13 protein-coding genes are annotated in these 14578 nt (G+C 71.0%); 9 read left to right on the forward strand and 4 right to left on the reverse strand.

What is annotated here, in order from left to right:
- Window positions 1-243 precede the first annotated feature (243 nt).
- Window positions 244-1830, reverse strand: a complete 1587-nt coding sequence (locus JJJ15_RS07645; protein WP_246742256.1) for a TrkA C-terminal domain-containing protein — start codon at window positions 1828-1830, stop codon at window positions 244-246.
- A gap of 319 nt (window positions 1831-2149) precedes the next feature.
- Between JJJ15_RS07645 and JJJ15_RS07650 the strand changes: the two genes are divergently transcribed.
- From JJJ15_RS07650 to JJJ15_RS07680, 7 genes are all read left to right on the forward strand, one after another.
- Window positions 2150-2710 carry a sigma-70 family RNA polymerase sigma factor gene (locus JJJ15_RS07650; protein WP_200511992.1) on the forward strand — a complete coding sequence of 187 codons (561 nt, stop codon included), beginning with the start codon at window positions 2150-2152 and terminating at the stop codon, window positions 2708-2710.
- The gene (locus tag JJJ15_RS07655; RefSeq protein WP_200510342.1) at window positions 2703-3506 is read left to right on the forward strand and encodes a hypothetical protein; all 804 of its coding nucleotides are present in this window, start codon (window positions 2703-2705) and stop codon (window positions 3504-3506) included. Before JJJ15_RS07650 ends, JJJ15_RS07655 begins: the two co-directional genes overlap by 8 nt.
- A 275-nt stretch (window positions 3507-3781) precedes the next feature.
- The gene (locus tag JJJ15_RS07660) at window positions 3782-4405 is read left to right on the forward strand and encodes a hypothetical protein (protein ID WP_200510343.1); all 624 of its coding nucleotides are present in this window, start codon (window positions 3782-3784) and stop codon (window positions 4403-4405) included.
- Window positions 4402-5181, forward strand: a complete 780-nt coding sequence (locus tag JJJ15_RS07665) for a murein hydrolase transporter LrgB (RefSeq protein ID WP_129591556.1) — start codon at window positions 4402-4404, stop codon at window positions 5179-5181. The genes JJJ15_RS07660 and JJJ15_RS07665 overlap by 4 nt, the downstream gene beginning before the upstream one ends.
- A gap of 206 nt (window positions 5182-5387) precedes the next feature.
- The gene (locus tag JJJ15_RS07670) at window positions 5388-6260 is read left to right on the forward strand and encodes an ATP-binding cassette domain-containing protein (protein WP_106110134.1); all 873 of its coding nucleotides are present in this window, start codon (window positions 5388-5390) and stop codon (window positions 6258-6260) included.
- Window positions 6257-6643: a superoxide dismutase gene (locus tag JJJ15_RS07675; protein WP_200510344.1), complete on the forward strand. Its 387-nt coding sequence runs from the start codon at window positions 6257-6259 to the stop codon at window positions 6641-6643. Before JJJ15_RS07670 ends, JJJ15_RS07675 begins: the two co-directional genes overlap by 4 nt.
- Before the next feature lie 647 nt (window positions 6644-7290).
- Window positions 7291-8730, forward strand: a complete 1440-nt coding sequence (locus tag JJJ15_RS07680) for a GuaB1 family IMP dehydrogenase-related protein (RefSeq protein ID WP_200510345.1) — start codon at window positions 7291-7293, stop codon at window positions 8728-8730.
- Between the two features lie 113 nt (window positions 8731-8843).
- Here the strand turns inward: JJJ15_RS07680 and JJJ15_RS07685 are convergent, their stop codons facing one another.
- Window positions 8844-9533 (reverse strand): hypothetical protein, encoded by a 690-nt coding sequence (locus JJJ15_RS07685; RefSeq protein ID WP_129591557.1) that lies wholly within the window; start codon window positions 9531-9533, stop codon window positions 8844-8846.
- 1001 nt (window positions 9534-10534) lie between these two features.
- On the opposite strand from JJJ15_RS07685, the gene JJJ15_RS07690 reads away from it, so the two are divergent.
- The gene (locus JJJ15_RS07690; RefSeq protein ID WP_106110136.1) at window positions 10535-11356 is read left to right on the forward strand and encodes a shikimate 5-dehydrogenase; all 822 of its coding nucleotides are present in this window, start codon (window positions 10535-10537) and stop codon (window positions 11354-11356) included.
- Between the two features lie 92 nt (window positions 11357-11448).
- Window positions 11449-12321 carry a hypothetical protein gene (locus tag JJJ15_RS07695; RefSeq protein ID WP_200510346.1) on the forward strand — a complete coding sequence of 291 codons (873 nt, stop codon included), beginning with the start codon at window positions 11449-11451 and terminating at the stop codon, window positions 12319-12321.
- A 139-nt stretch (window positions 12322-12460) separates the two neighbouring features.
- Here JJJ15_RS07695 and JJJ15_RS07700 read toward each other — a convergent pair whose 3' ends face one another.
- Entirely contained in the window at window positions 12461-12829 is a 369-nt protein-coding gene (locus JJJ15_RS07700; RefSeq protein ID WP_200510347.1) for a hypothetical protein, read from the reverse strand.
- Between the two features lie 468 nt (window positions 12830-13297).
- Window positions 13298-14551: a phosphatase PAP2 family protein gene (locus JJJ15_RS07705; RefSeq protein WP_200510348.1), complete on the reverse strand. Its 1254-nt coding sequence runs from the start codon at window positions 14549-14551 to the stop codon at window positions 13298-13300.
- Window positions 14552-14578: the final 27 nt, after the last annotated feature.

The following is a 14578-nucleotide window of genomic DNA, read 5'->3' on the forward strand; positions in this document are numbered from 1 at the left end:
CGGCACCTTGGGGGCGGGGCCTGTTCGGGGCTGGTGCGGGTTAGGTCGGCCCTGAGGCCCTCCCGGCACCTTCGCGAGGCCGCCCCGCTCAGCGTCCTGCTCTTCCTCGCCAGGGATCCTCCCGGTACCAGCGGATACGATGGACGCCCTGGGTGCTGCCCGTTCTCGCGAGCAATAAGTACCGTTCTCGCGGCGAATAAGTACCGTTCTCGCGGGCAGGGGGTGTGTGGGGCGGTTACCGGCCTACACTGCCACGAGCACCTGCACCATAATGATCTTGACCACGATCGCCAGGGCGAAGAGGGTGGCGTACCCGGCCTCCACCCGCTCGTCGTCGCACCTGGACAGGGCGAAGGCCAGGATGGCGGGCTGCCCCACGAGCCCGGCCAGGCCCCCGGCGGCCCGGGGCGCGCTCACCCCGGCCCAGCGTGCCCCTGTCAGCAGGACCACCGCGTTGACCCCCACGATGAGGGCCGCCAGCGCACCCACCGCCACCCCGGTGAGGGAGAAGGCCGACGCCGCGAAGTCCGGCCCGCTGGCCAGGCCGATGGCGGCCAGGAAGAACAGCAGCCCCAGCTGCCGGATGGTGGTGTTGGCCGCGTGGGGCAGCCCCCACACGAAGGGCCCGGTGCGCCCCACCCGTCCCAGGACCATGCCCACCACCAGCGGGCCGGCAGCCACTCCCAGCCGTAGCGTGATCCCGCCGGGCAGGGGGACGGGCACCAGCCCCGCCAGGACCCCCAGGGCCATCCCCACGCCCACGCTGAAGGCGTCGATCTGGGCGATGGAGCGCTCCGAGTCACCGAAGTAGTCGGCGGCCTCCTCCAGCCTGTCCGAGGGGACCACCGCCAGGACCCGGTCGCCCAGCTCCAGGACCAGGTCCTCACGGGCCAGCAGGTCCAGGTCACCACGGCGCACGCGCGTGGCGACCCCCTGGAAGCGTCCGGGCATGTCCACCTCGCCCACGGTCCGCCCCGCCACACGCAGGCTGGAGACGGTCAGGCGACGGTAGTCCACCTGCGTGCGGTCCTTGGCCAGGCAGGAGTCCAGCCCCGAGCCCAGCTCCTGGACGGCGTCGGCCACGGCCTGCGGCGCCCCCACCACCACGACCTTGTCCCCGGGCAGCAGCTCCTCACCGGGGTGGGCCACCCGGGTGACGCCGTCGCGCTCCAGGTAGGAGATGCGGATACGTGCCCGCTGGAAGGCCTCCATCTGGTCGAGCCTGACCCGGGTCAGCAGCAGCACGCTCGTGGCGGTGATGCCGTCGGCACTGGCCGGGCGCGGGTCGCGGCGCGCCGGCCAGGAGCGCCCCACCACCACGGCCACCACCAGGATCGCCACCGCCACCCCCACCGGGTAGGCCAGGGCGTAGCCGACGGCGGGCTCCTGGTTGCCGGCCGCCTCAATGGCCGCGTCCAGGACCGGGGAGGTCAGGGCCCCGGCGTAGGCGCCCGCGTCGGTGGCCGGGGTCAGGCCGGTCAGGCGGGAGAAGCCAGCCCCGGCCAGGCCCGCGGCCACCAGCGCCACCACGCACAGGCTCATGAGGGGCAGCTGGCGGCGCAGGTCGCGGAAGAAGGTATTGCCTGCCCCGACACCCACCGTGTAGCAGAACAGCCCCAGCCCCAGACTGCGCAGGAGCCCCAGGTTCGCGCCGAGCCGGGGGTCCAGGGCGCCGACGGCCAGGCCCACGAACAGCGCCCCGGCCGCACCGAAGCGGATGGGGCCGAAGGGTATCTGGCCCAGCGCGGTACCCAGCCCGATGACCAGGAAGACGGTCAGGACGGGCGCCTGGACCAGGACGTCGACGACAGGTGTCAGGAGCTCGGGCACGTCACCAGGGTAGCCGCCTCCCTCCCCGGGGCGCAGGGAGCTCGTCACCGCGGATGAGGTCATCACCTGCTCCAGGGCGCAGGTGGTGCCAGCTCTGCGGCGCCAGGTGGACGTGTACGATCCCGGCCTGGGCGCTCAGGTCCCCGGCGCCTGCCGGACTGTGGGCGCGCCCATACCCTGGAGCGGCCCGCCCGTGAACCGCTGGGTCCTGGGCGGCTACGAACCGGGTAAGCAGGACGTGCCTGCAGACGGCGGCCACCGCCGTCGCCTAGAAACGGCCACCGCCGTTGCCCGCAAATAGGGAAGGAGCCGCGTCTTGGTGAGCCCCGAGGTGGAGACCATGCCTGACGCCGCGCTCCTGGCGGCCGTCGGTCAGGGCGACGAGTGCGCCCTGGCCGAGCTGCACCGGCGCTACGCGGCGACCGTCCTCGCCTTCGTGACCACCCGGGTCACGGACCGGGGGACGGCCGAGGAGGTCAGCGCCGACGTGTGGCTCGGCTGCTGGAGGTCGGCCCGTGCCTTCCGGGGGGATAGCCGGGTCCTGACCTGGCTGCTGGGGATCGCCAAGCGCCAGGCCTGGTCGCGGGGCCGTCGCCGGGTACTGCCCGCCGTGCCGCTGGACACCCAGGTCGAGGGCCTCGTGGACGATACCGTCGGCCCGGACGACCAGGTCCTGGAGACGGCCGGTGTCGAGGAGCTCCTGGAGGCGCTCAGGTCCCTGCCCCCGGACCTGGTCGAGGTGGTCAGCCTGGCCTGGCTGCACGAGCTGCCCTACAGCGAGATCGCCCAGGCCCTGGGGGTCCCGGTGGGGACCGTCAAGAGCCGGGTGTCGCGGGCACGACGGCTGCTCAAGGACGTACTGAGGAGGGACAGTGCCTGACAACGGTATGGACCGGGGCGTGGGGCGCCCCGGGAACGAGGCCCTGCGGGAGGCCCTGCTCCGGTGGGAGAACGAGCTCGGCGGCCAGGGGCCGGACCTTGAGACGGTGCGCCGTCGGCTGACCGCCGCACCCACCCTGGACGCCCGCCGCTGGACGGCTCGACGCAGCCTTACTCTGGCCTGGGCCCTGGCACGGGCCCAGCTCAGGGTCGTCCCCTGGCTGGTGGTGCCGCTGGCGCTCCTGACGGCGTCGGCGGCAGCGCTCCTGGCGCGCCTGTGCGCCGTGGGCGTGGGGGCCGACGTCGCGGTGGCGGGGTTCTCCACCCTCATGCTCCACGGGGTCACCCTGACGGTGACGACGGCGCTGTCACGGGTGCGTGAGGACGCCGTGTGCCTGGCCACCCCCCTGGGGCCGCAGGCCGTGGTGCTCGCCCGGGTGGCGGCGGTGCTCGCCCTCGACGCGGCCACCGGGGTGGTGGCCAGCGCGGTGGTGTCCGTGTGGGCACCGGTCGGACCGGTGGGCGCACTGCTCACGGGTTGGCTGGTCCCCATGACGTGCGTGGCCGGGGTGGTGGCCTTCCTGGCCATCTGGACGGCCCCCTGGGTGGGGGTGGTGGTGGGGCTGGTCCTGGCCCCCATCGCCGGGCCGGTGGTCTCAGTGGTACGGCTGGGGGCCCTCGCCGAGGTCCTGCACCATGTCCTCACTCTGTCGGGGGCTCCGGTCCTGGGCCTGGGCCTGGTCCTGGCCGTCTCCCTCTCGGCGCGCCACGCGCTCACCGCCCGCGCGCCCCGGTGAGCCGCTCACTGAGCCGCACTGAGCTGCGCCCTGGTGAGCCGCCGCGCCGCACTGAGCCGCGCCACGCTCCGGTGAACCGCGCACCCGTGCTGCGTGCCTGCCAGCAGCCGTAGGCACGACCTGCGTCGGGCGTCCCCAGGAGCACTCCGGGCGCGCCCAGGTCCGTGGACGCGGTTACCGAGCACGCTGGAAGTGGCCTTCGCCACAGTAGCTGTGTGAACCGGAGAGGGCCCACCGGCTACCTACAGGGTGACACCAACCCATCAGGAGGCACCGTGACGCTCCCGCTCATAATGGCGCAGCTGCGCCAGACCGGCGTAGCCCTGGTCGTCCCGCTCACAGCGGGCGCCGTCGGGGCGGCCTCAGGCAGGTGGGCGGCGGCCGCCTGGTCACCCAGCCAGGCCGTGCTCCTGGTCATGGGCCTGGAGCAGGTCCTCGTGCTGTGCTCGGGCGCCGCGCTGGCGGCCGCGCTCACTGGCGACCCGCTGGTGGAGCTGCACGAGTCGACGCCGACGACGTTCCGCCTGGTCCAGGTGGTCCGTGCCGCCCTGGTCACCACCTCCGGAGCGGTTGGCGCCCTGGTCATGTTCGCGCCCCTGCACCTGGCCGGGATCTGGCTCCATGACGAGGGGTGGGTCACCCTGGTCGTCCCGGTCGGTGCGGTGCTCGTCCTGGCTTCCGTGGCCCTCGCCGCGGCGGCTGGCGGCACGGCGTCGTCCACTGTGATTACAGTCATAAGCGCGTGGCTCCTGGTCCTGGTGTGGGACTCCTACGTCCAGCCGCTGCCCATGCGACGCGGGCTGCCGCTGGTGGGCGCAGTGGCGCTCGCGGTGGTCGCCTGGCGACGGCTCGGCGACGCCGGGCACAGCATCGGGGCCGCCGAGGCGGGGGCGTCATGAGCGTGAGGTACTCAGGGGCCGTGCGGTTCGGGGAGCTCGTGCGCGTCCACGCCCGGACCGCCCGTCGGCAGAGGTCGCTGTGGTACGCCACCGTGCCCCTGACCCTGCTCGCCGTCCTGCTGAGCGTGGACGCGCCCGCCGCGCCGGGCACCGGGGGCATAGATGACCTGGTCTTTGTGGCGCGAGTCATGGGAACCCTCATCGGTATTGCCTACGCGGCGGCCTTCACCGGGCTCCTGGTGGCACCCGCCCGCCTGGGGGTGGACGAGCTGGAGCTCTCCACCCCGGTGGGGACCACGACGCTGGGGGCGGCGCGGGTGCTGGGGACCTTTGCCGTGGTCATGGTCCCGCCCCTGGTGGTCCTGGTGGGCGTGGGGCTGGTGCAGACGGTCGGCGGCAGCTGGACGGGCCTGCCGGCCGCCCTCCTGGTGGCGGTGGCCATGGAGGTGCCGACGGTGCTGTGCGCCCTGGCGGTCTCCGCCCTGGCTGGCTCCGTGCTGCCGCAGGCGCTCGCCCGGGTGGTCGCCGTCCTGACCTGGCTCTACCTGACCATGACGACCCCGACCATACCGGTTCCCGGCGTCACGGGCACCGTCCTGGGGGTCGTCGGAGAGGGCTTCGCCTCCCTGGTCTCACCCCGCTTCTTCTGGGTTAACGGGCCGCTGGCCACCGCCCCGGGGCCGGTCGTGGCCGCCGTGTCCCTGCTGTGGCAGCTCGCCCTGGTCCTTACCTGCCTGGTGGTCGGCTCGCGGCTGGCCGGGCGCTCACGCCGCTGAGGGACCCGGGGCCAGGGGTCCGAGGGCCAGGGTCCGGACGGCCCTGACCTCCTCCACCAGACGCGGCCGGAGGGCCCCGGAGCCAGGGGCCCGGCCCGGTCCACTACCACCATCTTGTCTGAGAGCGACCCGGGTGAGGGCCCAGGCCCGGCTGGGGCTCCGGACCCGCCCACCAGACCACACGAGCAACTGAGAGGAAGCCTTTCGTGTACATCTCCATCAGCCACGTCACCAAGGACTTCCGGGGGAGGCCGGCAGCCCTGGACGACGTCACCATTGACCTGCCCACCGGGATGATCGGGCTGCTCGGATCCAACGGCGCCGGCAAGACCACGCTTATGCGCATTCTGTGCGGCATTATCCAGCCCACCCGCGGCTCAGTGCACATTGACGGCCAGGACCTGGCCGACCCCGCGGGTCGCCGGGCGGTCAAGCGGGTGCTCGGCTACCTCCCGCAGCATATTGAGCCCTACCCCAGCCTCACGCCCCTGGAGTTCCTCGACTACGTGGGCGTCCTCAAGGGGCTGGACAGCCGGGCCGAGCGCCGTCGGCAGGCCGGCGAGCTGGTGGCCCGGGTGGGCCTGGCCGAGGTCAGGGACCGGCGCATTGGCGGGTTCTCGGGCGGGATGCGCCGTCGGGTGGGGATAGCCCAGGCCCTCATGGGCGATCCCCGGCTGGTGGTCGTCGATGAGCCCACGGCCGGCCTCGACCCGGAGGAGCGCATGCGATTCCGCTCCCTCCTGGCGGGGCTGGGCGCGGACCGCACCGTGGTCCTGTCCACGCACATCCTCGACGACGTGGCCCAGACCTGTCCCTACGTCTTCGTGCTGGGGCACGGGCGCACCCGGTACGACGGGCCGACCAGCGGCCTCATTGACGTCGCCCGGGGACGGACCTGGCTGACCGGCCCGCTGGGCACCATGCCGTCGGGCGACCTGGTGGTGGTCAACGCGACATCCACCCCCGAGGGCACCCGCTACCGGCTCGTCTCCGACGTCCCGCCCGACGGCGCGCAGCCGGTCGAGCCCAGCCTCGAGGACGGCTACATGGCCCTGACAGTCAACAAGGAGAGATCATGATCAGCAGACCAGCACGAACCCGGATCGCCCTCGGCGTCGGGGGGATCGTCATTGTCAGCGGCGTACTGGGGTGCATGCACATGCGCTCCCAGCAGTACCCCGCCAGCGGACCCACCTTCAGCGTCACCCCGACCTCCAACCCCGCCCCGGTCACGGCCGCCGACTTCGGCCACACCTGGACCCTGAACGTGGACCGCGGCACCATTGGCTGCACCAAGGACGCCGACGGTGACCCCACCCTGTTCTTTACCGCCCCGGACGGGACCGAGTACGCGCTCAACGGCGTCACCGGGAACAAGGACCGCCCGGACATTGAGGACATTGCCAACGGCTCCGTGGGGCCGCTGCGCTCCTTCGCCTTCGGCGTCTGCGACGTCCCGTAACAGGCGTCTCGTAATGGGTGTCCTGTGACGGGACGCCTGCGAGTGGTGGACGGGCTGGGGCCGCGGCGTCCCGGACGGTCGGCGTCCGAAACGCCGCGGCGGCCGCCTCCTGGGTGCCGGTGAGTCAGTGTGAGGGCGGGTGCGAGTCGGTGTGAACCGCTGGTGAGCTGGCGTAGGGCGGGCGTGAGCGTGAGGTAGGTATGACGGAGCCCGTGGCTCGGTCTCTGCACCGAGCCACGGGCTCTGCGTCCATGAGGTCCTCGACCCTGGTTCCCATGTCAGGGGAGGGGTCCTCCTTCGCCAGAGCGACTGCTTGGGCTCCCTGGGACCCTCGCACGTCTCGGTCCTGGCCGGTCAGCGGGTTCCCCAACCCTCACGACCAGTTCCGTCCGGTGGTGATTCATATGTAACTCCCCTCTCCTGAAAGGAGACCCCGTAATCATCTGTGAACTTGCTGGGAAATACGAAAGCAGCTGGCGGCGGTACGCGGACACACTGAATTGTGACGTAGAGCACTCTACATGACCCTGGGGCGGAGCCGTCGCAGCACCCGCCCGTGCCCCTGACGGGCGTGCCACGGGGCAGCAGGGCCCAGGTGGTCGGTGAGCATGCCCCCTGGCGGGCGCTGCCGCGGGTACCCTGCCATGGTGCAGTTTCTCAACGAGCCCACCTTCGACCTCACCTACGACGACGTGTTCATGGTGCCTTCCCGCTCCGGCGTGGGCTCACGCATGGACGTGGACCTGACCACGGACGACGCCACCGGCACCACCATCCCCGTGGTCGTGGCCAATATGACCGCCGTGGCCGGCAAGCGCATGGCCGAGACCGTGGCGCGCCGCGGCGGCCTGGCCGTCATCCCCCAGGACATCCCGGTCGACGTCGTCATTGACACCGTGGCCCAGGTCAAGGCCTCCCACCTGGTCTACGACACCCCTGTGACCGTCAAGCCCCACCACACCTGCGGCTACGCCATGGGGCTGATCCCCAAGCGGTCCCACGGCGCCGCCATCGTGGTGGACCCCGACTCCGGGCGGCCGGTGGGCGTGGTGGACCTGGGTGACGTCTCCGGCGTTGATCGCTTCACCCAGGTCCGCTCGGTCATGTCCACCGAGCTCCTGACCCTCCCCGAGGGCGTTGACGCCCGTGAGGCCTTCAACCGGCTCAGGGCCGCCCGTCGTCGCCTGGCCCCTGTCGTGGACGCCGAGGGCCGGCTCGTGGGTCTGCTGACCCGTGCCGGGGCGGTGCGCGCCACGATCTACCACCCCGCTCTGGACGCCTCGGGCCGCCTGCGTGTGGGGGCCGCCGTCGGCATGAACGGTGACCCCGCCGCGCGGGCCGCCGACCTCGTGACCGCGGGCGTGGACGTCATTGTGGTGGACACCGCCCACGGTCACCAGGACCGCATGATGCGCGCGGTCTCGGCCGTGCGCGCCGCCCTGGGGCCGGACGTGCCGGTGGTCGCCGGGAACGTGGTCACGGCCGCGGGGGTGCGCGACCTGGTCGAGGCGGGCGCCTCGATCGTGAAGGTGGGGGTGGGGCCGGGCGCCATGTGCACCACCCGCATGGCCACCGGCGTGGGGCGGCCCCAGTTCTCCGCCGTCCTGGAGTGCGCCACCGAGGCGGCCAGGCTGGGGGCGCACGTGTGGGCCGACGGCGGGGTGCGCCACCCGCGCGACGTCGCCCTGGCCCTGGCCGCGGGGGCCTCCAACGTCATGATCGGCTCCTGGTTCGCCGGCACCCACGAGTCCCCCGGGGACCTGCAGACCGACGCCGACGGCCGCCCCTACAAGGAGTCCTTCGGGATGGCCTCCACCCGGGCGGTCATGGGGCGCACGGAGGGTGAGCAGGCCTTTGACCGCGCCCGCAAGGCCCTGTTCGAGGAGGGGATCAGCGGGGGGCGCATGTACCTGGACCCGCGGCGTCCGGGCGTGGAGGACCTCATTGACCAGATTGTCGCGGGGGTGCGCTCCTCCTTCACCTACGCGGGGGCCGACTCCATCCCGGTCTTCCGCCAGCGGGCGGTGGTGGGGGTGCAGTCGGCCTCGGGCTACCGCGAGGGCGCGCCGGTGCCGGTGAGCTGGTAGGAGCCCCTGGGGCTGGTGGGGCCAGCTGGTAGGGCTGGTGAGCTGGTAGGAGCCCCTGAGGCCGGGGCGGGCGGCTTGGGGCTGGCCGGAGCCGGGGTTGCCTGGGGCCGGCCTTAGGCGGCCCAGACAATGCCCTTGAGGAAGTCCTTGAACTCGTCCTCGCTCAGGGTCGGCTGGGCGGTCTTGCCCATGGCCAGGGCGGCCACGAGGAAGGTCTGCCCGTTGTGGGTGACGACGGCGCCCCGCTCGGCAATGTACCCGCTGCCGTCAGGTAGGGCAGATGCGCCCGCGTAGGTCTGCGCGGTCTCACCGTCAATGGTCGCCTCTCCCGTGGTGGTGAAGACGTCGGTGCTCAGCTCGTACCTGGCCGCCTCCTGCGCGATGGCTTCCGCGGCGGTGGTGATCGTGCTCTCCAGGAGGATGGTGTACCCGGTGACGGACTCGACGGAATCGAAGGCCTCACGGTCGGTAACGGTCGCAAATGACAGGCGGTCGGTCTTTGTGTTCGATGCGTAGGAGCAGCCTGCGGGGATGTGGGTGACTGTGAGGAGCTGGGCGACCTGGTTGTCCGCCGGGGCGTCGTAGGCCGCGGTAGGGGGAGCTGCGGGGGTGGTCGGGGGCGCGCTCGTCGTGGTGGCGCCGGGGCCCGTGGTCTCGGAGGTCGTGGTCTCGGAGGCTGTGGTCTCGGAGGCCGTGGTCGCGCCTGAGGGCGTGCTCGTGGTCGTGTCCGAGGAGCAGGCGAGAAGGGAGGTGGCAAGCAGTAGTGCCGAGCCGGCAGTGGCAATGAGACGACGGGTATTCATAAGGGGACCTTTCTGGTGGGTGGGTTGTCCAAGGACCTGTGGAACACGGTGTCTGCGCAGGTCAGGATTGGTTGATGTGGCTCATGGTTCTAGGGTGCACCTCACATCCTAGCGAATGGCGGGGTCGCTATCCATGGTTTGCCTGGGGCCTTCCTGACTGGTGTCTTGCGGTGCTGCTGGGGCTGGCGCCGCGCGGTGCTGCTGGGGGGCTGGTCGCGTGGACGAGAGCCAGGCAGAGTGACCCTCTCCCTGCCCGGGGCCCAGTCGCCGCGACCGCGTTGCTGGTGTTTGTGGCGGAGTGACTCTCTCCCTGCCCGGGGTCCAGGCTGACAGGGCGGCGGCTACCGTGGGAGCGTTGTGTGGCCCTCTCCCTGCCCGGGGCCCAGGACTCCTGGCCGTGCGGGCGAGGGGGTGTACGGGAACGTTTTGTGCAGGGCGGAACATTTTGTGCACAGGGTGACGTTTTGCGCAGAAGGTAACCAATCCAGGTCGCTTTCTGTGCAATCGGTTACCCTGTGCACAAAATGTTTCCCTAGATACCTTTCCGGTGCCGGCTTTGGACGAGACCATGCGGGAAAGTGGCGGTCAGACGGGGTGTCCCGCACCACGGCGGTGGTGACGAAGTCATGAACTCGGCTGGCTTCAAGCCCGCGGGCACCCGGCCGACGCCTGCCCGGCTAGCCGGGCGCTCTCCGGTCCCGGCAGGGCCCCGCACGCTGGCTAATGTGCGCTGTTGAGTTCGTGGCGGACGTCCCCCGCACGCCCCTACCTGGTCGGGGTGTTGCGACTCCGGTCCCGGCTGCCCCCGGTCGTTCCGGTACGGCGACGGCCGGTGTCCTGGGGTCCTTCGGGCCGGTCCCGGGCCCTGCCCAAGGCCTCGTCCGTCCCTGCCGACCCGCCGTCGTCCGAGGCCGTGGGCGCCGCCTGCCCGGAACCTGTAGCGCTGGCCCGCCCGGGATCTCTGGCCCACCCGGGCAGCGTGCCTGTGAGAGAATAGTGTCATGCGTGATATCTCCAAGGACACTCGCCTGTGTATCTCCCTCTCGGCCCGCCCCACCAATATCGGTACCCGTTTCCACAACCACCTCTATGAGGTCCTGGGGCTCGACTTCGTCTACAAGGCGTTCACCACGACTGACATTGTCGCGGCCATCGGGGGCGTGCGTGCCCTGGGTATTCGTGGCTGCGGCGTGTCCATGCCCTGGAAGGAGGACGTTATTGCGCTCGTGGACGAGATGACGCCGTCGGCCAGCGCCATTAGCTCGGTGAATACGATCGTCAATGACGACGGGCGCCTCGTGGCCTACAACACCGACTTTATTGCCATCCGCACCCTGCTGGACACCCACCAGGTGGCACGCACCTCCTGCGCGGTGCTCGGTGCGGGCGGTATGGCCAAGGCCTGCGTGGCGGCCCTGACCGACGCCGGGTTCGGCCCGGGGACGGTGGTGGCCCGCAACCCGGTCACCGGCCCGGCCCTGGCTGAGCGGTACGGATGGTCCTGGACGGCCTCACCTGCGGATCTGTCTGACGACGAGGTGGGGCTTGTGCTCAACGCCACCCCGGTGGGGATGGCCGGGGGTCCGGCTGAGCACGACCTGCCTGTGGGGGAGGAGCTGGTGGAGGCTGCCGGGACGGTGTTCGACGTCGTGGCCTTCCCGGCGTGCACGCCCCTGATCAGGGCTGCCCAGGCGGCCGGGAAGCCGGTGGTGCGCGGTTCGGAGGTCATTGCCCTCCAGGCCGCCGAGCAGTTCGCCCTCTACACCGGTATCCGTCCCACCCCTGAGCAGGTGGAGGAGGCCTCCCGCGTCTCACGCGCCTAGGATGTCGCTGTCGTCCTGCCGACGCCGTTCCCCATATTCTGTGTGGGAAGATAAGACGGATAGTCTTTGCTCAACCAGAACCAGGAGGGGCCGTGGCATCGTTTGAGGACGTACTCGGCAGTGACAACAAGCTGGCCAAACGGCTGGCGTCGACGAGCTGGCCCGACAGCCGCGCCAAGGCGGACCGGCTGCTGCCACTGGTCACGGCGGCGAACACGGACCTGGTCCGTGACGCGGTGCAGGCGGCGCGGGATGAGGAGATATCCTGGCGGGGGTGGCACCTGGGAAACCCCCTGGCGAACGCCCTGGTAATGCTGGTGTACGCGGCCGGTGACGGCGACAAGGAGGCCGCTGCGACCCTGCTCCAGGTGGCGAAGCGGCTACGCGATAAGCCGGTGCTGCTCGAGCATCGCTCGGCCTTCTGGGAGCTATTCGGCATGTTCCGGGATATTCCTGCCGGAGACGATGCCTTTGAGACTCTTGACGCGGTCTACCGGGGCCTGCCCCCTACCCCGGCCGCTCAGTGGGCTGCCGAGATCGGGTTGGCGGCGCCTACCGACTGTCGCTGGTACCTTCAGGTCGTCGTCACCTCGCGTGAGGCCCCGACCGTGGACGTCGACGTCAGGGTGCGCTGGTCGCCGGACCTGGTCTCTGAGTTCCACGAGGCGCGGATGGCGAAGGAGTTCTGGTCAGGAGGTGACGAGGTCCGGCTCTACGGGCCGCGGGTCCCGGTTGCCGGGCCGCTTTCGTACCAGCTCCCCCTCAGCGATGAGGGTGTCAACCGCACCCTGACCGGTGCCATTGACCCGGCCCCGGCTGATATCCGTGACCTGCCCCGGATCCTGAGGACGGTAGAGGAGCAGAACGGGATCACCTTTGACCGGGCCAAGGCCCAGGTGTCCGGGGCGAAGCGCCCAATGCGCCCGATCAAGCCGGTACGGGCCTGGCTGCGGGCGAACGCCTAGCTGCTGAGCCGGTACCGTTATCGTGGTCTTACCACCACTTGACTTCCTTGTCGTAATCAATGAGAACGCCTGTTATTATCGCTACCGCGGCGACCTGGTCGTCTTCCCGGAGAACCATCTGACGCCCCTTGTGTCTGCGCTATTCTCGCCTGGGATCCCTGACCTTGGTGACGAGGACGTCGGTGATCATCGCGACAGCGACGATATAGTGACCTTCTCGGAGGACCAGCTGCCGTCCCTTCCACAGACAGGGCAGGACGGCCTCCCGTGCGATGTAGTCCACCTTGACCTTCCAGACGGTGATTGAGATGAGCTCGATCGGCTCGATCAATATGGACACCGTGAACTCAGGAAACTCCTTGTGGCCGGGATGGCGGGTCATGTTCTCCTCAGGGAATTCGCAGATCGTGGCGTAGGGCCACGAGGGAGGGCCGTTAGGCCGTCCCCCAGCCGGAGGAGAAATCCATTCTACCATCGCCAAGGCCATGGGGCTGTCGATCGGCATCATCGGCCGGACTCCTTAACTTGTGGTTATGGTCCCCGGATTCTTGTTCCGCCCATTACTTGATTCAGTAGGTCAGGCCGCTCTCCTTCTTCTGCGTAGTAGGCGGGTCCTACTCCGTCAAATTTAGTTCTACTTTCCCTGAACAGCCTGCTTATCATTGACGAAGGTGCGGTTGTCTCGCGAGTAAGTCCTTCTCCGTGACTCAACAGAACCCCCCAGGATTCTGCGTCCTCGACAATAGTGGCAAATCATTTTCCTCCCAGGCTGTTGCCGCCTACGGGCCACACGCCGGTCTCGGCAATGATATCAAATTCGGTACCATTGACGTTCCTGAACGATGAGATTCGAGGCCCGGGGACTGGTGGCGCGGGTGGTAAGGGTACAGCGGGAGCTCCGGCAAAGTGCTGGCACGGCGGTGAGATGGCGACGTTGTCGACCTCCTGCGGCGTTAAAGAAGCCCGCTCAGGACGCTCAGGAGGCGTCGCGCGGGTTGGGCGGCCTCGGGGCGGGCACCCCCAGGCCAGGCAGATCCAGGACCAGCAGGGCACTGACCACCACCAGACCCGCCCCCGCGCACCCCAGGCTCACCAGGGGGCCGGGCGCTGGCACGGACAGCAGGCTGGTGGACAGCAGCGGCGCCCCCAGGGCCAGGACGGCCACCGCGTACGCCCAGGCCCGCAGCCTCCCCAGGGCGGCGGGACGCCAGGGGAGCCTTACGGGTCGGGGCGGGGTCTGGTTGCCGGAGAGCCGAGGGAGTCCGGGTCGGGGCGGGGCCGCCTGGTTGCGGGGCTGCCGGGTCTCCTGGGACCCCGTGCTGGCAGCAGCCTGAGATTCCCGGGGCCCCGTGCTGGCAGCAGCCCTGGTCCGGGGCCCTGCAGCGGCCTGGGATGCCAGGGCCCCCGCTTGACCCGGCTGGCCTGGCTGGCCCAGCCCCGCCCCGTCCGGCCGCTCCGCCCGGCCCGCCCGGCCCGGCCCCGCTTGACCCGCCCGCACCGCCCAGCCCAGGAGCGTCTCGAGCAGGCCGCACACGCACAGGGCGGCCACGACGTCGGGCAGGACGTGGGCGCGCGAGACCACCACCGCGCCCGCCGCGCCCGCCAGGACCGCCGTCTCCGCCACGCGCAGCCACCTCCAGCGGGGCAGCACCAGCGCCCAGGCCAGTACCAGCGACGCCGCCACCGTGGCGTGGCCCGAGGGCATGGAGTTGCTCGGCGGGTAGACCCCGTAGGCAGGTCGGGGCAGGATGTGGACCAGGACCTCGGTGACGGCAATGGGTGCGCACAGGAGCACGACCACGCCCAGCAGCACCGACCACCGTCTCCGCACGGCCGCCACCACCACCCCGACCAGCAGGCAGCCTGCCGCGCAGGCCACCACCGGTGCCGGGACCAGGACCTCCATGACCCGCGCGGCCGCCGCGCCCAGCCAGCCGGGGGCGCTCAGCGTGGCCCCCATGACCAGGCCGCCAGCCAGCTGCCCGGGGCGGGTCAGGACGAACACCACCCAGGTCGCCAGCAGGGCGAGCCCCCACCCCCGGGCGCGTCCCGCCCACGTCGTCCGCCCGACGCGCCAGCCCCCGGCGACCTGCTCGTCGCTCCGATCCGCAGCGGGTGCCCCGTTAAGGGCCGGGCCGGGCGTTCCTGCCGCATCGTGGGCCCTGCCCGTCCCGTCCCGCTCGGCCTGCCCGGGGCCGAGCTGACCGTGGGAGCCAGACCGGCCGGGCAAGCCGGGGCGTCCGGGCAGGTCCGGCGC

Origin of the sequence: Actinomyces sp. HMT897, from assembly GCF_016626125.1 — a bacterium.
Lineage (GTDB): Bacteria > Actinomycetota > Actinomycetes > Actinomycetales > Actinomycetaceae > Actinomyces.